Source organism: Pedobacter sp. B4419 (assembly GCF_059693725.1).
Genome location: NZ_JCASSL010000001.1, coordinates 222,789 through 246,133 on the forward strand (window position 1 = coordinate 222,789; position 23,345 = coordinate 246,133).

A 23,345-nucleotide genomic window follows, 5' to 3' on the forward strand; every position below is an offset into this window, starting at 1 on the left:
TCATTAAAACGGATAACCGATGCCGATGTTTAAAATTAGATTTTCTTTTCTCCAAGCTTTGCTGCCAAAGTCTATTTTGTCCATCACCCAACGTTGTCCGCTAGGCAAATAAGGCTTTCTGATTGGAAAAGCGGCATCGAGCCTGATAACGAATATGGAGGCATCAACCCTTAAGCCTGCGCCGGTACCTACTGCCATCTCGCTCAAAGCATTGCTTAGTTTAAAACCCGAACCTGGCTTGCCACTATCAGGAATGTTAGGATCGCCTTTGTCTTCTTTTCTGAGCCAAATATTTCCGGCATCTACAAATAACGCACCATAAAGTACACTCACCATTTTGAATCTCAACTCTGTATTCAGCATGATTTTGATGTCGCCTCCCTGATCTGCAAAAGTGGCATCATCTTTAACTTTATATGTTCCAGGACCTAATGCCCTTGCCGGAAAAGCTCGAATATCACTGCTTCCTCCGGCAAAAAATTGACGGATAAACGGTAACGAAGTGGTATTGCCATAAGCATAACCATAGCCCAGATTCAACCTGTTGGCCCAAGTAACGTTGCGGTTTATTTTGTAATAATCTCTCAGATCGGCCTCCAAACGGACAAATTGTGAGATAGGTACATTGAAAATGGAACGTTGGCCAGTCTCATCTTTTTTTACAAATGCCCCCCATAAATTGCCGCCTGTTTCAATACTGGCGTTGAAATAGGTATTGTTGCGCCTTTGGGTTTCCATTTGATTGGTATAGGTGAAACTGTAATTGCTACCAATAATGAATTGTTTTTCTAGCGAGGTTCTCAATGATGGATTGGACTCAAACAAGCTATCTCTTACATTATCAGAAGGAAAGCCAGGCCTCACATAACTAACCGAAATAGGGTTGAACACATGTTCTTTATAGAGGTTCTCTTTAAAATTATAGCCAAACTCGCCCTTAAAAGCATGCAAGCTATATAAGGAACCTCGGTTGAGCAATTGGTAGGAGGCAGAGGCCACGGTTTTTGGAATAAAGGCTGTGGTACTGGTAAAATCGAAAAAAGGAATAATGAACCTCGGCCAAGTCAGTTTGGCATCGGCGGTAAAAGAGTAGGAGTTTTTACCCTGCGAAGTACCTTTTACCTGTGTTTCGAAACCACCGCTCACACTAATGTCCAGTTGTTCTGCACCTCTGAATAAATTTCGGGTGGTTTGGGTAAGCTTGATTTCTGAACCCACAAAATTATTCGATTTGCTGGTGCCGGTTACCGAAAAAGTAAGCGAATTTTTCTTTAATGGTGTAAGGTAGATGTTCAAATCCAGTTGATTGTTCTTAAAGCTGTCTACTGGTAAAAATTCGGCCCTCACATCCTGAAAAACACCAATATTCACCATTCGGTTTAACGATTGGTTATGGTCTTTACGGTTATAAGCTTCGCCTTTTTTAAAGAAAACCAATCTATCAAATACACCAGGCTTAAAGGTATTTCTGTCATCATAGATGTTAAAATCCTTGTAAAGGGTAGGGTTCAGCTTTCTCAATAGGCTATCCCGTCTTAAACTGTAGCTTGGATAGATGTTGATGTCTTTAATAGAATAAGGCTTTAGGCCTGCATCTGGCGCAATTTTTTTGATGTTTACATTGATAGTCACCAAATTCTTGCCAATGGTACTGTCAACCTGCAAGATCAAATAATCGGGATTAAAGTAAAAATAACCATTCTCTTTAAGGTCATTGTCTATTCTAACCCTTTCGTTTTTATAAGTATCGAGGTCATAAAAATTGCCAACCTTTAAAAGCGTATTGCCTTTGTATTGATTTATGATTTTCGTGAGATCGCCTGTGTCTGGAGGGAAAGTTACACTGCTGATTTTATACCTTGCACCAGTTGATGCAGTATAAACGGCCTTTCCTTTTTTGTTTTTAACTACCGTTTCGCCTACAACGTTTGCCTGTAGGTAACCTTGGCTAATCAAATAGCTTTTCAATACATCGTTATTGTATTTGAGGTTCACCTGGCTTAACAATACTGGTGGTTCACCAACCTTGGTACGCAACCAGTGGCGGATGCCTTTGGGCTTGGTGGGTTCTCCTGCTAAATTATAAATGTATAGTTTTGGCCTTAAGCCTAGAATTTTTTTGTTGGGCCTTGGCCTGGTCTTTTCTTCCAAGCTTTGCTTAACCGCTTTTTGGTCGTCAATTCGTTTGGCGCTGTCTACATTGATCTTAACCTCGGCACCGGTATACAAAACTTGCCCTGGCTTTAAGTATTTCAGGTTGCTGCAACTTCCTAAAACCAAGCAAATCAATATCAAAAAGAAGGGTCTAATTAGGTTTCTCATTTTTTGGTTTCTGTTCAATGGTTGTTCTGTTTCTTCGGTTGCGTTTCTGAAAAATCTCTTTAAACTTATTATAGTCGACCACTAGGGTAAAGCCCAAGCCCGTTTCAATAATCTGGCCCTGTACAATTACATCGTTTTGGTTGCGTCTGTAAGCCCTTAGCCTGTACCTGCCATCGGCCGATAGTGCATATTCAACATTGACGTTGCCGGCAATATTGGTGCTGCTTTGTCCAGGTGTTTTTGGTCCTTCTAAACCAAAAGAACTACCAACTGTTACGGTTAGTCTATCGTTTAATAGTTTTTTAGACAGGCCTACTTCCAAATCTGTTCTTTGCTCCATGGCACCGCTGCTGTAATCTTCAGAAGAGTTAAGGCCCAGGTTGATATCTACGCCTTTGATCAAGTCGGAGGCCAGGTTATTCAATTGTTCGGTTAACAGCCTGCTTACACTTTGGCGCGCAATAGATGAGGCACTGCCACCACCGGCCAAACTTTGGAACGGGTTGTTGGCAAAGAACCTGCCAAAGCCCAACAAGGCAAAAACCTGTTTGTTCAGTTCGCTTTCATCTCTGTTGATAATATTGAGCCTGGTGTATACATCGCCATCCAAAGCGCCTCTTTCGTTTTCAGGCAAATCTATCTTAAAGGAAATTCGTGGTTTTAGCAACTCGCCTTTCATGTAAAGATAAACAAGGAATGGCAATTTGTTTTTGGCGCCGGCTTTTTCAGAACCATTTAAAAGATCGATAGGAGCTGCTGTTACTTCATTGAACGCGGTAAGGTCTACATTGGCCGAAGTTGGTTCACCAGTCCAAACAATAGTGCTTCCTTTTACCAGCTTAAATTCCTTTGTGCTCAATGGGCCTATCGAAAGCTTGTAAGAACCATCAACTAGTTCGTAGCGCCCCGTCATGCTGATCTTGCCACTTTGATCAATAGTGATGTTCAAATTGGCATCGCCTTTTACATTTAATGCATCGCCGTTGCTAGGATCTACTACTACGGTAAGTTCAGCTTCTGGATCGATGGTAATCCTCGCCGCTAAATTCATGCCCTGAATATCCGATTTGGTTATGCTGTCTACTTTTAAAGGCTTTTTGCCATTAAATGGCGGTGCATCTGCATCAATAAATTCTACAATGCCTTCTTGTTCTATGATCGATGGATCCTCAGATGGCAAGGCATAGAAAAACTTCGTACCCTTATTTACATTGATGTTCATGTTTACATCTGGGCGTTTTAGATTTCCTCTCAATTTGATGTTGCTGGTTAAGAACACCGTTCCATAAATCATATCGTTGTCGGCCACGGTAGAGTTCAATGCCCTGAAATTGTCAGTTCTGATGTCGAGTCCGAAACCTACGTTGCTCAAATTGCTGGTATAGATCATTCCATCTATCGTAGCTTTTTTGCCCAGGCTATCAACCAAAGTAAACTTGTTGAATTTTACACCTTCGTTGCTAAAGGCAATTTCTTGGTCTGGAATGCTAAAGAAGGAGTTGATGTAAGCCACATTGAAGCCCGCGTTGTTAAACTTCACAGCGCCTAATATCTTCGGACTGGTCAATTCACCCTTAACGCTTAGTTGCCCGGTTACCGTACCTCTTCCATACCTGATCTGCCCCATGCTTACACTCTCTATGGCTTTCAGGTCTATCTTATCGATATTTACGGTAAGGTCTAGCGCACTTTGTGGTGCTGTATAATAGAAACCACTTGCACGCAGTTCATGGATGCCTTTTAAGCGTACATCAACCTCAAAAGCGTTGGTGGTATTGTTGTTCACCAATACGCTCAAATCGCCCAATTGGTCTTTTTGATAGCGAAGCTTGGCAATGTTAATATTGGCTTCGAACTTAGGATTGCTGGCTAAGTCCTTTACATCAACCAAACCATTGATGGTTCCTCCAACCAAGGTAGTGTCGGTTTCTGCAAATTTGGTTAAGGTTTCGATCTGGAAATTTTTGAATTCCACCTTCAGTGGCGCATTAGGAGTGTTGCTGATGCTATTGATGCTGAGCAACTGTTCGTTTTTGCTGATGTTAAACTGATTGGCCAGGATACCATTTGCACCAAACTGGATATAGTTTTCTGGAGCAATGGTCCATTTTTCGTAATCCAACAAGAGTTTGTTCGGATCGATATTGAACCTGAAATCCTTATCCATCGATTTAAAAATACCACCAATTACATACTTGTCTTTGCGTTGCCTATCGCGCAGGAAAACATTCAGGTCGAGCTGGTTATTAGCAGCCATACCCGAAATTTCTGTATTGAACAAGGCAATAGACGAGCTCTGTATGCTGTTCACCAATAATTTATAGTTGAGCTTTTGATCGCTGTTGTTCACGGTTAATCGTGTACTGTCTACCCTGAAATCGCCATAAACTACTGCTGGAAAGAAAGCATTGAGCAACAAGCTGTCTTTTTGGGTATCAATCAATCCGTTAAGTGAAGCAGCTGCAAAAGTGGTCAGTTCCGGCACAAAACGTTGAAGTAGCTTCGAATTGTAGAAGCGTACGTCAAAGCGGATGCGCTGATCTGGAATAGAAGTTACTTGTCCGAATTGATAATATTTATTGATTTGGTTGATGATGGCACTGCCTGCCTTGCTCAACTGGTATTTGCCATCAATTTTGGCACTGAGCAATTCTGATTTTAAGGTCAGCTTGTTTTCGGTCGCGGTTGATACAGCATTTATCTGTACCGTATCTACATTAAAACGTTCGCCATCCTTAACTATTTGCAGGCCTGTTGCAAAAACATCCCCGTTCAGGTAATCTACATCGGCAGTAGTAAGGTTGGCCTTGATATTACCTGCCAATCTGAGTTCTGAAGCCATGAAATTGAGTTTCTGTAGGTCTACCTGTTTCAATTCCAAATTGGCTTTTATCGCCGGATATTTTCCTGCCAGGTTTAGCTGGGCATCCAGGTTAAAATTGAGATTGCTATCGGGCATGTTTCCTTTTACATCCACCCGTTGATTGGCATAATTGCCACTTAGGCTCAGGTTTCGGTAATTGTATTTGTTATAAGTTGCGCTCAATACATTGGCAGTAAACTTGGCATTGATTTTCTTAGGATCCAATCCTGTACCGCTTACATTGGCCCTGGCGGTAATTCGTCCCAAAGTAGCCTGCTGTTTCAGCAAACGACCTACATTAAAGTTGTTGAGGCTTACATCAGCTTTATAGCTTTCTTTGCCTTTCGGACCTTTCATGTTGGCAACCACCACGGCCGAACCCATATCGGTTTGTACGTTGAGCTTGGTGTTGAAATCGGTCATCGAACCTGTAAAATTACCTGTTGCATTAATTACATTGGGCAATTCTAAATTGCTTGGCAATGTGTTTTTGGGTACGGCCACCAAAAGATCGCTCTTGGTGAGGTGCAGTTTTTTAATATTGAGGTCGAGCCAGGTTTTCTTGATATCAGGTAGGCCTTTCGCCTTGCCAGTAATGTCAATTTGTGTACTTTTTAAACCAGTTACCTGAAGCTGTGGAATATCGAGGTTGTTCAGGTAGCCATTTACCTTGGCATTGATCTTTATTTTTTCGTTGCGGTAGTTGGCAGGTATGGCATCGCTAAAGAAGCCGGCATCCTTTAATCCAATGGTGGTATTTTTAAACACCAAGCTCATTTTTACCTTTTCCGGATGTTTAGTTAAGTCTTCAAGCGAAGTATAATCAAGAGAAGTTACGTTTTCGATGTGCGTATTTGGCGTGCTCAGGCTAAAATTATTCAGCCTGATCTGTTTGTCGTTATACACTGCATCGCCTTTTAGTGAGCTCAATATAAAACCGCTTTTGTCTTTTAAAGCACCATTTTCTACGTTGGCCTTGATGCCTGCCGCGCTATAACTCACATTATTGGCACCTAAATTAAGGCCCGTAATGAGCAGGTGATTAAAATCTATGCCTTTGTTGGCAGGCTTGGCCGCCTGGTTGTCAAACTGAAAACTGTTTTGCTGAAAATCTACTTTTTTAAGTAGCAAGGCCAAAGGCGATGGCTTTGAAACTGTATCTGGCTTTGCGGTTTTTGTTTGACTGGCTGGTGCCGGTTTAAAGGCAAATAAAATGTTCGACTGATGGAGCTTGGCCTCGTCAGCTTCGTATTTGCTGTTGGTCAGGTCTACCTTTAAATTAACCAGACCCAAAGTGTTGATGGCTGCAACTGCTTTCGTGGTCGATAGCCGGTCGTCGTAATTTACCTTCACATTGTTAAAGGAGAAATCCTGTACCTCGATATACGGCAATTTGCCCTGTTCCTTTTCGGCACTGTCAACCGTCTTGGTAATGTGTTGTACGAGCTGGGTAAGTGGTTTTTGCTGCAGGTAATTGAGTGAAGTATTTTTAAGGCTCAGCTGTTTAATTACATAGCGCTGGTTGTTCAGGTCGAAGTCTTTAATTTTTGTCCTAAACTCGCCCAGGTGGAGTTTCACGTCGTTGCCGGCCACATCATCGTGATAGGTAATGCCGATATCCTCAAACAAAACCTTATCTACAGAAAACTTAAGCGTAGAAGTAGTGTCTTTATCTACCTTTTCTTCTGGTTTTTTCTGTTCCGACATAAAAGCATCAACCAAAAAAGAAAAATTGAAACTGGTATCGGGATTGATACGCCTTACATTGGCGCGGATGTTTTTGAGTTCGATATTGTTAACCTCGATCGTATTCTTGAGGAGTTTGAAAAGACTGATGTCGACGGTCAGTTTTTCGGCATATAAAAGGGTATCGCCTTTGCGGTCTTCGATGTAGAACTTGTTCAGCACCACATCTTTGGGTAGGGCAATTTTAATGCTTTCGAGCCGGACCTCGGTTTTGGTCTTCTTTTTCAGGTAGGTAATGGCCTGATCTTTAACAAAATTTTGTACGGCTGGTATATTGAGTGATATGGCCAATAGGATAATTAGCGCCAATACACTGACGATAATCCATAGGATAATTTTTAAACCTTTGCGTAGATACTTCTTCAAGCGTAACTATTTGTGTAATTAATTTAGACCTTAGTAAACCCTCATCTGGTCTAACTCCTCAAAAGAACAAACAAATTTTTAAAATGTTCGGTAAAAGCAATAAAAAAAGCTATTTAAATATAGGCATTTTAGGTTTTACATAAATAATCTGTATGTTTAGTTTATGAATACACTAAGTTTTAGCATTAGCTACGAGGCGTTTGATGGGGTAGGAGAGCTCAGTGCAAGCGATCAAATATTATGTAAAAAAGCAGAGGAGGCATTGGCCACTTCTTATTCTCCATATTCTAAATTTAAGGTAGGTACTGCGATTTTATTGGCCGATGGACAGATTGTTCTGGGCAGCAACCAAGAAAACGTAGCTTATCCATCGGGTTTATGCGCCGAAAGGGTAGCCTTGTTTGCCATTGGTGCCAACAACCCTAATGCGGTCATCAAAACAATGGCCATTACCGCTTTTACCCATAATTTTAAGATCGAAAATCCGGTTACTTCCTGTGGCTCATGTTTGCAGGTAATGGCAGAATGCGAAAAACGTCAAAATTCGCCAATCGAAGTTCTATTCTATTGTATCGATGGCCAAATTATCAAAGTGAAGAGCGTAAAAAGCCTCTTGCCATTTGGTTTTGTAGAAGATAGGCTGGGAGCTGTTTAACTCATTAGTTGGTTAGAGGGTTGGGTATCAAGTAGCAAGTAGCAAGTATCAGGTATCAAGAGTTTAATTTACTCCTAGACTATGGACTTCTGACTTTAGACTTTTAACTTTCCACTTTGAACTATCCACCATGGACTACGGACTTCTGACTTCAGACTCTCAAATCTGAACTAGCCTCCAATATCTCCTTCTAAAAGGCGTAAATCTTGAGACAAGTTATTCTTTCTGCAAAATTCAATAAGTTCTTTCAGCCTTTTCTGGTTGTTGTACCTTAAATTCCAAAACAGCTTCTTCTGGCACTCCGAGCAGAGCCGATTGGGGGAAAGGTCTGTTTCGCTCAGGCTGTTGCTGCCATTCATAGTGCATTTGGCAAAGGTACAGTGCGCCATTGTAAACATGTGTCCAATTTCATGGCTGGCAATATTCATTAGTCTCCTTAGGCATACATCAAAATTCGAAGGGGTAAGTTCTTCGTCTTGCAACCTATAAATTGAACTTACGCCAACCCTTTTGCCATAAGAAGCCAATCCAAAAACGTAATTCCAGTTCTCTTTGGGATAGAGGTCTTTAGCTGTAATGGCCATTAATGCAATGCCGTTAGGTGGTGTTTTGTTGGTTAGCAAACTATCTAAAATATATGGGGCAAGCAATTGCTGATGGTCATTTAACATGCGAGTAGCTTTTTTAGGAACTATTTCGTCAGGAACCGGAGGCAGCAAAACTGTTTTTAATTGAAAGAACAGCTCAACATATGTTCTCGTTAGGCTTAATGCCTTTAATTGCAACGTATCAAAATTGCCAATGGGCTTAAGGTAGAGCACTGATCGCTTGGTGTTTGGCTTAATAGGTTTGGCTTTTTGATAAGCCTCAAACGTTTGGCCTTTTTCAGGATGCTCATAGAGCCATCCTCCTGGCATCGGAGTGGTTAACCTGATATCATTTTTCTCCACAGCCTTAAAATAATTAAGTTCGGATTTGATCACAAGATCATATTCGGGTTTTGATCGGCAGGCCAAAAATGTCAAAACTGCGAATAAGATGAAGTACTTTTTAGGGCCAAGCATTGATGTGGTGTTTCTTAAAGATAAATTTTACTTTGATAATTTCTTCTTGAGAATAATTAATCGTTCACACTTTTACATTTTCCGTTTCATCCATTCCAACCTATGGACTATGGACTATGGACTATGGACTATGGACTATGGACTAGAGTTGGTTAATGTAATCGCTTATAAGTATCAAGTAGCAAGTATCAAGTATCAGGTATCAAGAGTTTAATTTACTCCTAGACTATGGACTTCTGACTTTAGACTTTGAACTTCCCACTTTGAACTATCCACCATGGACTACGGACTTCTGACTCCCGGATCTAAGTAGCAAGTAGCAAGTATCAGGTATCAAGAGTTTAATTTGCTCCTAGATTATGGACTTCTGACTTTAGACTTTTAACTTTCCACTTTGAACTATCCACCATGGACTACGGACTTCTGACTTTAGACTTTTAACTTTCCACTTTAAACTATGAACTCCCCGCCCCCCACTTTCAACTCCCAACCCCTCTCCAGACTTGTTTAAAACTTATCGCTCAAAATCCCGCCACAAGCCTTATATTTACGCATCCCAAATACTTTTATAGCGAATGAGTGACGAATTAGAAAACCTAAACGAAGCTAACCTGCCCGAAGAAACCGAGAACAAACACACTGTAACTCCCATTAACGGGCTTTATGAAAATTGGTTCCTAGATTATGCCTCTTATGTAATTTTGGATAGGGCGGTGCCGCACATACACGATGGCCTTAAGCCGGTACAACGTCGTATCATGCACTCGCTCAAGGAGATGGACGATGGCCGTTTCAACAAAGCAGCCAACGTAATTGGGAATACCATGAAGTACCACCCACATGGCGATGCCTCTATCGGCGATGCCATGGTACAGATCGGACAAAAAGATTTACTGATCGATTGTCAGGGAAACTGGGGCGATCCGGTAACCGGCGATAGTGCAGCCGCACCTCGTTACATTGAAGCACGTTTATCGAAATTTGCCAATGAGGTGGTTTTTAATCCAGATACGACCGATTGGCAATTGAGTTATGACGGCCGTAACAGCGAACCCATTACATTGCCTGTTAAGTTTCCATTGCTTTTGGCTCAAGGTGCCGAAGGTATTGCCGTAGGTTTGGCCACCAAGGTTATGCCCCATAATTTTGTGGAGTTGTTAGATGCTTCTATCGAAGTGTTAAAAGGCAATAAAACCAATATTCTGCCCGATTTCTTTACCGGCGGTATGGCCGATTTCTCCAACTACAACGAAGGGATGCGTGGTGGAAAGATCAGGGTACGCGCCAAAATCACCGAAAAAGACAAAAAGACCCTCGTTATTACAGAAGTTCCCTACAGTACCACAACGGGTTCTGTGATAGACAGCATTTTGGCAGCCAACGATAAAGGCAAGATCAAGATCAAAAAGATCGAAGACAATACCGCGCAGAACGTAGAAATTGTGGTGCAGTTGGCCCCGGGTATTTCTCCCGATGTAACCATAGATGCTTTATATGCATTTACTGCTTGCGAAGTTTCCATATCGCCAAATACCTGTATCATTAAAGACGAGAAGCCTCAATTTCTCACCGTTAATGATATTTTAGCGCAAAATACACTCCATACCAAGGCACTTCTCAAACGCGAACTCGAAATTCGTTTGCACGAACTGCAGGAAAAGATATTTTTTAGCTCTTTGCTCAAAATTTTCATCCAAGAAGGCATGTACAAAAATGCCGAGTATGAAAATGCAAGCGATTTTGAAGCGGTAGTTACTGTATTGAACATTTTGTTCGATCCATTTAAGCCTTCTTTGTACCGCGAAATTTTGCCGGAGGATTTCAAAAAGCTGATCGATAAGCCCATGAGTAGCATTACCCGTTTCGATGTGAAAAAGGCCGATGATGCAATGAAAGCCCTGGAAGATGAAATTAAAGTAGTGAAAGGGCACTTGCGTCACCTGACCGATTATGCCATTGCCTGGTTCCAAAAGCTAAAAGACAAGTACAGCAAAGGGCGCGAACGTAAAACCGAAATCCGTCTGTTCGATAAAGTAGAGGCCTCTAAAGTGGCCCTTGCTAACGTAAAACTATACATGAACCGTGAAGACGGATTTATTGGTACAGGGATGCGTAAAGACGAATTTGTAGCTGATTGCTCTGATATCGATGAGATTATTGTATTTAGGGAAGACGGCAAGTTTACGGTAACCAAAGTAGCCGATAAAACTTTTGTGGGCAAAGGCATTATCCATGCCCAGGTATTTAAAAAGAATGATGAACGTACCGTTTATAACCTGATTTACAAAGATGGAGCAAGCGGAACCAATTATGTGAAGCGCTTTGCCGTATTGGGCGTTACACGCGACAAAGAGTACGACTTGACCAAAGGCGGCAAAGGTTCGAAGGTGCTGTATTTTACAGCCAATCCTAATGGCGAGGCCGAAATTGTTACGGTACAGCTTAAGCCGCATTCCAAACTTAAAAAACTACAATTTGATCTCGATTTTGCTGAATTAGCCATCAAAGGACGTGGCTCGATGGGTAATATCGTATCGAAATATCCTGTTAAGAAAGTATTGCTGAAGAGTAAAGGGGTTTCTACCTTATCTGGACTAAAAATCTGGTACGATGAACTACTGAAACGCTTAAACGTTGATGGCAGAGGTAAATACCTAGGCGAATTTGATGGCGACGACAAAATCCTTCAGGTAAATGCGGCAGGTTGGTACGAACTCACTTCGTTCGATTTGAGCAATCACTTTGATCCGGGAATTGTACTGATGCAGAAACACGATCCAGAAAAAGTATATGGCTTGGTACATTATGATACCAAAGCCAAAAACTATTTTGTAAAACGTTTTGTGTTCGAAATGCAGCCAGCAGGCAAAGAGGTAACCATTATCAGCGAAGAGCCGGGCTCTAAAATGATTTTTATTACTGGAAAACCTGATGCCCAAGTGCAGATCGACATAGAAAAAGGCAAGTCTAAAACGCCAGAAACCTTGGTAGTAGACTTGGCAGGACTGATTGATGTAAAAGGTATGAAAGCCAATGGCAATCGCGTTTCGCAGCACGACGTGAAGAATATAAGCCTGGTTGATGCGGAACCTGAAATTGGCACAGAACTGATTGAAAATACACGCATAGAAGATGAAGTGGATCTCGAAGCGGAAGAAAACTCTACAACAGAAGAAACTGAAGCAAACGAAACGCTTGTCGAAGAGGTAGTTGCCGAAATGACCATAGAAGAAGTGGTGCCAGAGGCTGTTGAAGATGTGGAACTCCCTGTAATCGAGGAGAGCCCTGTAACCGAAGAGCCAGTAGTTGCACCAAAGAAAAAACCGGTATTTAAGGCAGAACCGCCAAAGGAAAAACCTGTGACAGAAAAAGCACCTGTTCAAGAAAAGGTAAAAGCCGAACCTATTGAAGAGGTAGTTCCTGAAATTAAGCCGGAAGAAGAGGCCAAACCTGAACCGACTGCTGAAGAACAGCCGAAAGAGGAAACTAAGCCAGCAAAAAAGATAGATTTAGAAATCACCAATCCCGATGACATTAAGATTGACGATAAAGGTCAACTGGGATTTTTCTAACTGCCAACAAAAAAGCCGATTGAACATCGGCTTTTTTGTTTATAAGGTTTTGTTTATCATCTTCTCTAGCTCTTTTTGAAATCTTGCCTGTGCATCTCCCTTGTTTTCTTCTTTGGCTTTCTCTACCGCTAGTTTTTGGGTAGCCGTAGCTTCATTAAAAATTCCCATGGCATAATAAATGTGTGCTAAGGTATCATAATAATTTGCCTGCGGATCTAATACAATCGATCTCTTGCTCCAAATCAATGCTTTTGATAAATGATTGAGGTCTTTTGTTCCAGCTTCGTAAAAACTATAAGCCGCGTTGTTAAGTTGCATTGCATAAGATGACCCGGTACTTGTAACGGTTGCAAAGGTTTCGGTTCTTCTAATGATTTTTGAATTTGGCAGTTTAGAGAGGCTATCAACCTGTTGCCTTGTCAATTTATATTTCGGATCGGGCATGGCTCTTTTTGCACGTGCCAACATTTCTTCTTTGCTTTTATCTTCTAGTTTTTTTATAGAATCGGCACTTACAGTCATATAATACCTGTCATAATAGCTCTTTGCATTTCTAAAGTATTGTGCGGTATCATTAATAGACTTAAAGTAGTTCATCATTTCGTACTCATAAGATTTTGAGCCCTGCATATAATCTTTGCCCCAAACACTTCTTGCAAAATTGGCCGCCAATTGAGCTTTCTGTATATTTTTGGTTTTTATGGCCATGTTTAAGGTATTCATCCTTATGTTGGCATTAATAGCTTGTCGTTTTTCAAGAGGCTCGTTCTTATAAATGCTATCTACGATTTTATAATTGGTGCGGCTAAATTTATAGGCATTGCCATCCAAATAAGGGCCTGCTTCCAATATGTAGAGTACAGTTTGATAATTGTTAAAATCAGCAATGGTAAGCAGGTTTACATAATCTTCAATTAGGTCGGCATTATTATTTAGGCCCTGTTTTTTTCTGGCATCTATATAGGCTTTTAAAGCATTGATGTCTTTTTTGTTGGCCAGGTATTCCTTCTCATAAGCAGCAAGTGTTTTTTGTTTGGCAGCCACTAACGCATCGCCTGCCATCTTTACATATTTATATTTGGTAGAAGATGCTCCAAAATCACTGAAGAACAATTCTTGGTCAGCGTGCATAAATGCAAATGCAGGAAATTTATTTAATGTGGAATATTTTTTTCGTAAAGCTTGTGTTTCTGCATCGGTGAATGAAAGCCTTACTGAAACGAAATTTTTATTGAAAAGTTCAACCACCTCGGGATCGGTCAAGCCATTGATCTGGTTATGCGCCGCGCTAGGGGTTTCGATAAAGACAAAAAGTGGCTTTTTCTTTTTAGTGGCTATTTTAACAGCTTCGTCCATGTTTTGAACAAAATCTATTTGTCGTGCTTTAACATTTAGAGAAATGAATAGCAAGAGCATTAGTTTAAGAATGGTTTTCATGTTTTCGGTACTTGCGTTAAATATAATGCAAAATAGATTAATTGGATGTCAAATGTCAATTTATAGGAACTTTTGCTTTATATTTGGCCAACTCAAAGGGGTGCTGTTCGGTTGTGTAAGCCTTTACCAATCGCTCGGCTGAGATTATACCCAGTTTGAGTTAAAAGTTGAAGGTTTAAAGCGATAGCGCTTTTAACTTAATTACTTTCAACTTTTAACTTTAAACGCACCTGATTCGGATAATGCCGACGTAGGAAGAGGTTGTTTACAATGCTGTTTCGCCCTGAAAACAGTTTTTCATTAATCTTTAAGCTGTAAAAGGCATTGTGTTGTAAATGAATTTTCAAGACTGGTTTGTGTTGTTCAAAAACCAAATTGCGCATACCTCTATTATCGAATGGGTGGCAGTTGGCTTTGGTGTTTCAGAAGTTTTATTGGCCAAAAAGAATAATATTTGGCTCTATCCAACGGGGATCGTCTCTATTTTGTTGGGGATGTACTTATTGTTTAGCGCCCATTTGTATGCTGAGATTATGCTCAACATGTACTATTTGGTAATGAGCGTATATGGTTGGATGATCTGGAAAAACCGAGAAGACCATCAGCATAAAGAAGTGCTGTGGAGCACGAAAAGCGAACTTACCGTTGCCATATCCATATCCGTTATTGGTTTTCTGTTTTTCTATTTTTTGCTTACGCACCTTCCAGAAAAAACATGGTATTTCAGCACTTTAGATATTAATGTCAACTTTATAAAATCTGATGTGCCTGTGGCCGACGCCTTTGTATCGTCATTTGCATGGGCAGGTATGTGGCTGTTGGCGCGGAGGCGTATAGAGAACTGGATTTTTCTTAACATATCGAATATTGTTGCCATACCACTACTGTTTCATAAGAAACTGGTATTAATGTCGGCACTTACTTTATTCTTATTTATTGTGGCCATTTTTGGTTATCTCGATTGGAAGAAAATCTACAATAAAAACAAATTCAATCCCGCTACTACTTAATGGAAGACCTGTTAAAACCCCTTTGGAAAAGGGAAATTAAAAAGTATGCACCTTTGGCCGAAAAATTTGGCGAACTGCAACCAGAAATTTTGGAACTTATTTACCAGGAAAATTGGTTTAAGCTTTTTGTGCCCCAAACGTATGGCGGACCAGGAAAGAAATTGCCAGAAATATTAAGGTTGGAAGAAGAATTGGCCAGCGTTGATGGCAGCTTGGCCTGGACGGTTACGTTGTGTAGTGGGGCATCTTGGTTTGCCGGTTTCCTTGATCCTGAATTGGCCAAAGACATTTTTGCCGATCGTGAGGTATGTTTTGCCGGGAGTGGCGCGGTAGGCGGTACAGCTGTTCAAACGCCAAATGGTTGCCTGATTAATGGCGATTGGAAATATGCCAGCGGCGCTTTGCATGCCACCATATTTACGGCAAACTGCGCCCTGAAAAATGAAGACGGTTCTGATATCCTCGACGAAAATGGCTTGCCATTGATCAGTTCGTTTATCCTTAAAAAGGAAGAGGTAAAGATTTTGCCCGGCTGGTCTTATTTCGGATTGATCGCTACCGGAAGCCACGCCTTTGAAGTCAAAAACGTAGAAGTGCCCTTTAACAGGTCTTTTAAGATCAACAATGATATCAAAGTGGCCGATCAAGGCTTCGATTATCCTTTTTTGCAATTGGCCGAAACGACTTTGGCGGTGAACAGCTCGGGCATGGCCCTGCATTTTGTAGCCTTGGTAGAAGAGTATTTTTACGGGCGATCAGGCCTTAAACGCTTCAACGAAGAACAAATCGCTTTTTTTAATGCCGAGTTGTTGCGTTGCAAAGAAGAACTCAACAGCCTTCGTAATGCTTTTTATGATGCCTTCGATCAAACTTGGGAGGAGTTGATCCATCAGGAAAACATAGAAGAAACAAGTCTAAAAGAAGTAAGCAGGCTGAGCCGCGAATTGGCGCACAAAGCCCGAATAGTGGTAGATACGCTTTATCCTTACTGTGGATTGGAAGCTGCTAAAAAAGAAAGCGAACTCAATCGGGTATGGCGAGACCTGCATACGGCAAGCCAACATGCACTGCTTACTTTTAAGTAGACTGATCTTAATTGCAACAAAGTTGAAAATAGGAGCTTTTCTTAACATAGATTTAAGTTTGTAACAATATTCACGACATAGTTTTGGGACTAGGAAAACTAAAACAATATCATGAATACAAATCTATCAAACAGAAAAACCGCCGCTATTGGCGCGGCTTTGGCAATCGCCATGGTTTCGGCTACCGTTGTCGCTTGTAAAAAAAGCAAAAAAGACCCTGAAGTTGAGCAAAAGATCGAATTGGTTAACCAATCTGTTAACCCCGCTTTAATTAAAACATTAACTGGTTTTGACAACCTTAAGGTGACCACTCTCATTAGCAGCGATGATGTGTTGGCTCAATCTCCAAGTTTTGTCTTCGGTGCACAGCCTGATGGTGCCGGTATGTTCAAAAACCCAAACGGCGAAGGCTACATTATGATCAACAACCATGAGATTCTGCAATCGGTATCTAGGGTATATTTGGATAAAAACCTTAAGCCAGTTAAAGGCGAGTATATTTTGAACTCAGATGGTGGCCAAACCCGTTTGTGTTCGGCTACTTTGGCTACTCCAGAAGAACACGGCTTTAGCAAAATCACTTTTCTTACCGCTGGCGAAAGTGGTTCGGAATCTTCTTTTCACGGGATTGACCCGCTAAATCCTGGTGCCATTGGCTCGCCTAAATTCTTGCCTGCCTTGGGCAAATGGAGTGCAGAAAATGCTGTACCATTGCCAAAAGGTGCTTATGCAGGCAAAACAGCCATCCTCATTGGCGAGGATGAAACCGACGGTCAGTTGGCCATGTACCTGAGCAATACCCAAGGTGATTTAGAAAATGGTAAAGTTTATGCCTTGAAACGCAGCAACAACGATCCTATAGAAACCAACATGAGCAAGGGTTCTTCCTATGATGTAGAGTTTGTAGAGATCGAAAATGCAAAAACCAATACAGGTACGCAGAACCAACAACAGACTGTAAGCAAGAATGCCATCATGTTTGCACGCGTAGAGGATATCGATTACAGAAAAGGCAGTGCAGCCAATGGTCGCGAAATCTATTTTACCGCAACAGGGGTAAGCCAAGCCGATAAACTCACTCCGGTAACCGGCAAAAACATGTGGGGCCGTGTGTATAAACTGGTTTTAGATGCGAGCAATCCATTAAAAGGTAAATTGGAAGTGGCTGTAGAAGGCGCCGATAATCCTGGCAAGAGCATTGTAAACCCTGATAACCTGTGTGTAACCGAAAACTTTGTCTACATACAGGAAGACGGCGATTCATTTTACATCAACAATGATCACGACGGAACGATCTGGCAGTTTGGAATCACTTCGAAAACCTTAAAACCAATGATCCAAATGAACCATAGAAGAAATGATGCAACATTTAACGCAAAATACAATCCTTCAAATTCTACGGCATTAAGCTCATGGGAATATGGTGCCATGTACGATATCTCCGACCTGGTTGGCTTGCCAAATACTTTTGTGATCAATCTACACCCGCACACTTGGACAAGTGCTAAGTTTAAGAACGTAGATGGTGGCACTAAAAGGTTGGTAGATAATAGTGAAGGCGGACAAATCGTAATTGTGCGCGGCATAGAAAAATAGCAACCCCAATAATTGATTATTATATCCCTCAGTGTTTTTATAGGCATTGAGGGATAACTTTTTATATCAACCTACATGAAAAGAAAGCTGATTGTATTTTTTCTGGGTATTGCCTTCGTTTGTTTCTTGGCGCTGTGTACACAAGAGAAAAATAAGGCCGACCAAGTAAAGCGCTATTTTGCCGAAGAACTTGAATTGCTGCAAAAAATGGTGCAGGATTCTTTACTTGCTGAAGTCCAAAAAGGCAAAGACCTTGCTTTAATGAAAACCAATTTTCTTAATTGCCGCAAGCAGTACAAGAAGATCGAGTTTTTTGCCGAATATTTTTACCCAACCACTGCTAGATTGGTTAACGGGGCGCCTATTGCAGAGATAGAACTTGGCGAGAATATGATCGATCCACCCGGTGGCTTTCAGGTAATAGAAGGGCATTTGTATGGTGATTTTGATGCCGAGGCCAAAATCGAAATGCTGAAGGAAATTACGGGAATGCAAGTAGCCTTAAAGCGAATGGCTTTGCTTAACAATGGCTTTCAAATTACCGATGCACAGGTTTTTGATGCCCTAAGGCTAGAAGTTTTTAGGATTACTGCATTGGGCATTTCAGGTTTTGATACACCATTTAGCCTGAATGTTCCGGCAGAAACTGCATCGGCTTTGCATGGAATGGAAGAAACCTTGCTGATTTACAACAGCGTACCAAAGGGATTGACTGACAAATTTATTCAGTCGATCGGCTATCTCCAGAATAAAAGTTTTAGTCAATTGAACCAATTGGACTTCATCAGTGATTTTCTGCAACCTTTAAGCGTCTATCTCAACAGTTTTCGCAAAGCGCTCCATATTCCAGCCATTTCCAGCGAGTCCGTGCTGTATGGGGAGACGACAAGTTTGTTTCAGCAAGATGCCTTTGATGTGAATTCTTTTTTAGGCAACAAAACGCTGTTTATCTCGAAGGAGAAGATAGAAATAGGCAGATTATTGTTTAATGACGTGATTTTATCGGATGCCGGGAATAGGAGCTGTGCCAGTTGCCATCATCCTGATAAGGCTTTTACTGATGGTTTGATTACGGCAGCAAGCCAAACCGAAAACAAATTTCTGCAGCGCAACACGCCAACACTTACCTACGCAGGTCTGCAAAATGGATTCTTCTACGACTTAAAAGCTTCAACGCTTGAGGATCAGGCGCTGAATGTAGTGCATAGCAAAGAGGAAATGCATGGTTCCTTAACAGCTGCTGCCCAGCGCATCAATCAAAGGGGAAATTATAAAGCCTATTTTAATTCGGCATTTCCTAACGATACAACCATGGCTACGCCCTTTAAAATCCAGAATGCATTGGCCAGTTATGTACGGTCTTTGAATAAGTTTTCATCCAATTTCGACGATTACATGCGTGGCGACAAAACCAAGCTTACCTTAGAAGAAAAGCAAGGCTTTAATGTTTTTATGGGCAAAGGCAAATGTGGAGCTTGTCACTTTGTACCGCTATTTAATGGTACAGCGCCACCAAAATTCGATCATAGCGAAGCCGAAGTACTGGGGGTGGCCACCAAGCCTGATACGGCAAATGCCAAAGTAGATGGCGATTTGGGCCGTTATGCCTTGAACCGATACGAACAATACCGCTTTGCTTTTAAAACACCTACATTGCGCAACATTTCTAAAACAGCACCTTATATGCACAATGGAGCTTATCAAACTTTAGAACAGGTATTGGATTTTTACAATAGGGGCGGAGGAGAAGGAATAGGCATCCACTTGGCTAACCAAACGCTTGCTGCAGAGCCTCTAAAACTGTCGAAGCATGAGGTCAAATCGATTGTTGCGTTTTTAAAAACTTTAGATGATAAATAAAAAAGGCGACCAATTGGTCGCCTTTTTTAAGATTATTGATACTGAATGTAGATTGGTCTTGGTTTAAGCTTCATCAACTCTTCTGGTGTCATTAAGCGGTTTGGCGCTTTTTTAAGGTCGTTTTTGTAGAACAATTTAAAACCAGTAAACTGTACCGGTTCGCCATAAATAAAGTGACGGTAAGTACCCAATTTCAAATCAGGCTCGCCCCAACCATCCATGTGCATTACGATTTGTACTTCTGGTCTCAATTTGATGTTTTGAGAATTGGTCACCATCTTTTTGGTAAAACGATGAACGGTTAACACTTTTGGAGGCAGGTTGTTTTTCTTCACGATATCAGCCAAATATTGGGTTACATAATTGATATCTGCTGCATCATAAGTCCCGATTTTTTTGCCTGGCAACGAACCATCTTTCATAGAAAATTCTGGATCGATGCCCAAGTGTACCTGAGGAAGCTCTAAATATTTCTCGATATGAGGCAATTCGGCTTTCAGGTTGCTCAATGCTACTTGCAAATCTAAAAATACGATGGTATTTGGTTGCATTTTGGCGATTTTTAACACAGAATCAATCTGTTTGTTGCCCATGCGGTTAATGTATTTTCCGTCTTTTCCGGCAGTACCGCTAGCTACTGCAGCAATATAATGCAAGCCTACCTGTACCGGTGTGCTTGGATCTACCTTTTCCCAACGTTTAACCTCGGTGTTAAGGCGTTGCCACATTTCTTTTGGCGGATATTCGCCCAAGGCACCCATTTTTTTCGAATGCAAATTACCATAATAAACTACGATTCTTTTGAAAGGCAAAATGGCGCCATCAAGAGGATAAGGCTGTTTTTTTACCGGCCATTTGCCAGTAGTATCGCCATTGGCCAGTTTGGCTACTAATTCATTGTATTTAGCTGTATCTACAGGAGTGCGCAAATTTTCTTCTTCAACCTTGGTCGAGTCTCCGGTTGCCGTTTTAGTTGTTTTTCCGTCGGCTTTTTTTGCATCAGAAGTACAGTAGGCAAAAGTACTTACCGTTGCCGCACCTAAAAGCAGTACACCTGCAATGTGAGTTAGTTTCATCTATTTATTTTTTGTTTTTAGTGGTCAGATGGAGCCTTTGACGATTAAAATAATAATTGCCCTGTGTGCTTAATCATTATTTTAACCATGTCGGGTTCATACGTAATAGACTATTTTTTATGGTTAAGCTGTAACCGTTTAGTTATGGGTTTTCCAGTTTTGCCAAAAGTACATCAATTAATTGGCCATTTATATGATAATTATCAACAGATTAACAATTGCTTAATTTTAAAATCGACTGAGCTTTCAGAACCCATTGCAATGATAACATTCTTTGGGAAGAATAAAAATCCTCTCTTTTAATCCCTTAGCAATTCTTTTTGAATATTATTTGTAATTAGTCTAAATAAGACTTAATATTGCGCCATTATTTGAAATCATTCTAAATAATACGCATGAAAAAACTATTACTATTTATTTTTCTTTTAGCTGCCTCTACTTTATTTGCCCAACAAAAGAACCCGGTATTGTACATTAATGGTAAGGTAATTACCGCCGATGGACAGCCTGCATCGGGATTGCTGGTTGCTATAAAAGACTCCAAAAATATTGCCTTTACGCAAAACGACGGTTCTTTTAAAATCGCATCGCCCCTTGGCAACAAGCAATTGGTGATCAAATCTGGGATTTCTACAATAGAACAAAACATAGAGGTGGGGGCCGATCAGTTGACCGTTCCTACCATCACCTTAAAAGAGAAGGCTTACGAATTGAAGGAAATAGTGGTCACTGCTCAATACGGGCCACAATCGATGAAAAGCTCTGTTTATAATGTAAAAACAATAAGTGCAGAACGAATTAGGTTGCGGGCAGCCACAAACGTGCAACAGGTGCTCAATACCGAGCTGGGCTTTCGTTTTAATAACGACCTAACCTTAGGTACTACAGACGTTGAATTGATGGGGATGAGTGGCCGAAACATCAAAATCCTTTTAGATGGGGTGCCGATGGTAGACCGTTCGGATAGCAGGGAAAGCCTAAACCAGATAGACATCAACACGGTTGAAAGAATAGAAATTGTTGAAGGTCCGGTTTCTGTTGTTTACGGAACGGATGCATTGGCAGGTGTGATCAATATCATTACCAAAAATGCAGGGAAGTCATTGTTGAATATTTCTGCCAGGGTACAGGAAGAAACCGCCGGTAGCGATTACGAGGCTTTTAAAGGAAGTGGTATCCATAATCAGAATTTAAGTGCAAGCTGGCAAAACAAGGGCTGGAGTGCTTTGGCCGGATTTAGCCATAATGAGTTTGGTGGCTGGAACCTGGCTCCAAAAACAGCCACGATTGATGAAGTAAATGCCGAAACAAACAGGTGGAAGCCAAAAGAACAATTTTTGGGAAATACCAAAATCGGCTACAGAAATAACAATTTTAACATTTGGTATCGTTTAGATGGTTTAAAGGAAACTATCGACACACGTTTGGGCATGAACCCGAATAACTATAAAGGCAAATTACAGACCTATACCACCAAACGCTATACGCAACAGATCCAATCGGAATATCGGGTTTCTAAAGAACTCGAATTTAACGCCATAGTGGGTTATACCGATTTGCAGAGGGCTACACGTTCAGTAATCCACGATTACACGAACAACACCGAACAATTGACAACCGATGCCGGCGAGCAGGATGTGGCCAAGTTCAATGCAACTACAGTTAGGGTAACAGCCCAATACTTTGCCAATAAGATGCTGTCGTTCCAGCCGGGTTTTGAATATGCAAGGGATGCAGCCAGTGGACAAAGAATTAAAGGTTCGCCAGTTATTAACGACTATGCTTTTTTTGCTTCGTCAGAAATAAGACCAACGGAGCGCATTAATATCCGTCCCGGTGTGAGGTTCATTAAAAACTCCGTTTATGATGCGCCAGCAGTTATTCCTTCCTTAAATACCAAATTTGGACTGACCAAAAATTTTGACCTGCGCCTATCTTATGCCCGGGGTTTCCGCGCACCAGCTTTGAGAGAGCTTTACTACGATTTTATTGATGCCAGCCATACCATTATTGGCAACGAAAACCTGAAAGCAGAACAGTCTCATAGTTTTAATGCATCATTGGTATGGGCCGGTATACAAAAAGACAAGATGCAGTTCAGGAGCACCGCTACTGGTTTTTATAACCTTTTTACCAATAGAATTGATTATGGCATAGATCCGGCAAATTCGTCGGTTACCACCTTGATCAACGTTTCGCGATACAAAACCATTGGCGCTACGATAGACAACGTTTTTATCTTAAACAGCCTACAGGTTAACCTGGGTTTTTCCTACATCGGCAGGTACAATAGGCTGATAGAAGAGCCGGCTTTGGCGGTGCCAGAGTTCATGTGGGCGCCCGAACTCAACGGAAACGCAACCTACAATTTTCCTAAAATTAATGGAAGCATCAGCCTATTCTATAAATATACTGGCAAAAGGCCTGGTTATGAAGTAAACACTGCTAACGGTGTACAATCGGCCAGAATTGTGAAGATTGGCGATTTTAGTTGGGCAGATTTGATGCTGAACAAAAACATTTACAAATACTTTACCATTAATGCGGGCATTAAAAACCTTTTTGATGTCACCCAATTAACCAATACCTCTACGGCTAGTGGAGGCGCGCACAGCACCGGCGGCGCATCGGTACCTTATAGCTATGGCCGTTCGTATGTGCTGGGCTTAACTTTTAACTGGAATAAAAACTAA

Annotated in this window: 12 protein-coding genes; 7 read left to right on the plus strand and 5 right to left on the minus strand. The window is 41.2% G+C overall.

The features are described 5' to 3' along the window. Window positions 1-3: 3 nt before the first annotated feature. Window positions 4-2,322, minus strand: coding sequence for a translocation and assembly module lipoprotein TamL (tamL, locus tag AC570H_RS00810; protein WP_497350713.1), 2,319 nt, complete (start codon window positions 2,320-2,322; stop codon window positions 4-6). Beyond that, the gene (locus tag AC570H_RS00815) at window positions 2,306-7,297 is read right to left on the minus strand and encodes a translocation/assembly module TamB domain-containing protein (protein WP_497350715.1); all 4,992 of its coding nucleotides are present in this window, start codon (window positions 7,295-7,297) and stop codon (window positions 2,306-2,308) included. The genes tamL and AC570H_RS00815 overlap by 17 nt, the downstream gene beginning before the upstream one ends. A gap of 163 nt (window positions 7,298-7,460) precedes the next feature. On the opposite strand from AC570H_RS00815, the gene AC570H_RS00820 reads away from it, so the two are divergent. Further along, window positions 7,461-7,952, plus strand: coding sequence for a cytidine deaminase (locus AC570H_RS00820; RefSeq protein WP_497350717.1), 492 nt, complete (start codon window positions 7,461-7,463; stop codon window positions 7,950-7,952). Between the two features lie 170 nt (window positions 7,953-8,122). Here AC570H_RS00820 and AC570H_RS00825 read toward each other — a convergent pair whose 3' ends face one another. After that, entirely contained in the window at window positions 8,123-8,935 is an 813-nt protein-coding gene (locus AC570H_RS00825; protein WP_497350719.1) for an archaemetzincin, read from the minus strand. A gap of 656 nt (window positions 8,936-9,591) precedes the next feature. Here AC570H_RS00825 and AC570H_RS00830 point away from each other — a divergent pair. Further along, on the plus strand, window positions 9,592-12,588 hold the full coding sequence (locus AC570H_RS00830) for a DNA gyrase/topoisomerase IV subunit A (RefSeq protein ID WP_497350721.1): 2,997 nt from the start codon (window positions 9,592-9,594) through the stop codon (window positions 12,586-12,588). Window positions 12,589-12,627: 39 nt separating this feature from the next. Here AC570H_RS00830 and AC570H_RS00835 read toward each other — a convergent pair whose 3' ends face one another. Then, the gene (locus tag AC570H_RS00835; RefSeq protein ID WP_497350723.1) at window positions 12,628-13,944 is read right to left on the minus strand and encodes a thioredoxin domain-containing protein; all 1,317 of its coding nucleotides are present in this window, start codon (window positions 13,942-13,944) and stop codon (window positions 12,628-12,630) included. Between the two features lie 416 nt (window positions 13,945-14,360). On the opposite strand from AC570H_RS00835, the gene pnuC reads away from it, so the two are divergent. From pnuC to AC570H_RS00855, 4 genes are all read left to right on the plus strand, one after another. Then, window positions 14,361-15,035 (plus strand): nicotinamide riboside transporter PnuC, encoded by a 675-nt coding sequence (pnuC, locus tag AC570H_RS00840; RefSeq protein ID WP_497350725.1) that lies wholly within the window; start codon window positions 14,361-14,363, stop codon window positions 15,033-15,035. Continuing rightward, complete coding sequence (locus AC570H_RS00845) at window positions 15,035-16,120, plus strand: acyl-CoA dehydrogenase family protein (RefSeq protein ID WP_497350726.1); 1,086 nt, start codon at window positions 15,035-15,037, stop codon at window positions 16,118-16,120. Before pnuC ends, AC570H_RS00845 begins: the two co-directional genes overlap by 1 nt. 111 nt (window positions 16,121-16,231) lie before the next feature. Continuing rightward, window positions 16,232-17,716, plus strand: coding sequence for an alkaline phosphatase PhoX (locus AC570H_RS00850; protein WP_497350728.1), 1,485 nt, complete (start codon window positions 16,232-16,234; stop codon window positions 17,714-17,716). Window positions 17,717-17,791: 75 nt separating this feature from the next. Continuing rightward, a complete protein-coding gene (locus AC570H_RS00855; protein ID WP_497350730.1) occupies window positions 17,792-19,576 on the plus strand; it encodes a cytochrome-c peroxidase in 1,785 nt (594 codons plus the stop codon). A gap of 32 nt (window positions 19,577-19,608) precedes the next feature. On the opposite strand, the gene AC570H_RS00860 is transcribed toward AC570H_RS00855, so the two are convergent. Beyond that, window positions 19,609-20,652: a hypothetical protein gene (locus AC570H_RS00860; protein WP_497350732.1), complete on the minus strand. Its 1,044-nt coding sequence runs from the start codon at window positions 20,650-20,652 to the stop codon at window positions 19,609-19,611. A 395-nt stretch (window positions 20,653-21,047) separates the two neighbouring features. Here AC570H_RS00860 and AC570H_RS00865 point away from each other — a divergent pair, with 395 nt between their 5' ends. Continuing rightward, complete coding sequence (locus AC570H_RS00865; protein WP_497350734.1) at window positions 21,048-23,345, plus strand: TonB-dependent receptor; 2,298 nt, start codon at window positions 21,048-21,050, stop codon at window positions 23,343-23,345.

What these genes read in the sequence shown, in the direction of transcription:
- tamL (WP_497350713.1), bottom strand. Translation starts at nt 2,322, where the DNA reads ATGAGAAACCTAATTAGACCCTTCTTTTTGATATTGATTTGCTTGGTT.
- AC570H_RS00820 (WP_497350717.1), top strand. Translation starts at nt 7,461, where the DNA reads ATGAATACACTAAGTTTTAGCATTAGCTACGAGGCGTTTGATGGGGTA.
- AC570H_RS00830 (WP_497350721.1), top strand. Translation starts at nt 9,592, where the DNA reads ATGAGTGACGAATTAGAAAACCTAAACGAAGCTAACCTGCCCGAAGAA.
- AC570H_RS00835 (WP_497350723.1), bottom strand. Translation starts at nt 13,944, where the DNA reads ATGGACGAAGCTGTTAAAATAGCCACTAAAAAGAAAAAGCCACTTTTT.
- pnuC (WP_497350725.1), top strand. Translation starts at nt 14,361, where the DNA reads ATGAATTTTCAAGACTGGTTTGTGTTGTTCAAAAACCAAATTGCGCAT.
- AC570H_RS00845 (WP_497350726.1), top strand. Translation starts at nt 15,035, where the DNA reads ATGGAAGACCTGTTAAAACCCCTTTGGAAAAGGGAAATTAAAAAGTAT.
- AC570H_RS00850 (WP_497350728.1), top strand. Translation starts at nt 16,232, where the DNA reads ATGAATACAAATCTATCAAACAGAAAAACCGCCGCTATTGGCGCGGCT.
- AC570H_RS00855 (WP_497350730.1), top strand. Translation starts at nt 17,792, where the DNA reads ATGAAAAGAAAGCTGATTGTATTTTTTCTGGGTATTGCCTTCGTTTGT.
- AC570H_RS00860 (WP_497350732.1), bottom strand. Translation starts at nt 20,652, where the DNA reads ATGAAACTAACTCACATTGCAGGTGTACTGCTTTTAGGTGCGGCAACG.
- AC570H_RS00865 (WP_497350734.1), top strand. Translation starts at nt 21,048, where the DNA reads ATGAAAAAACTATTACTATTTATTTTTCTTTTAGCTGCCTCTACTTTA.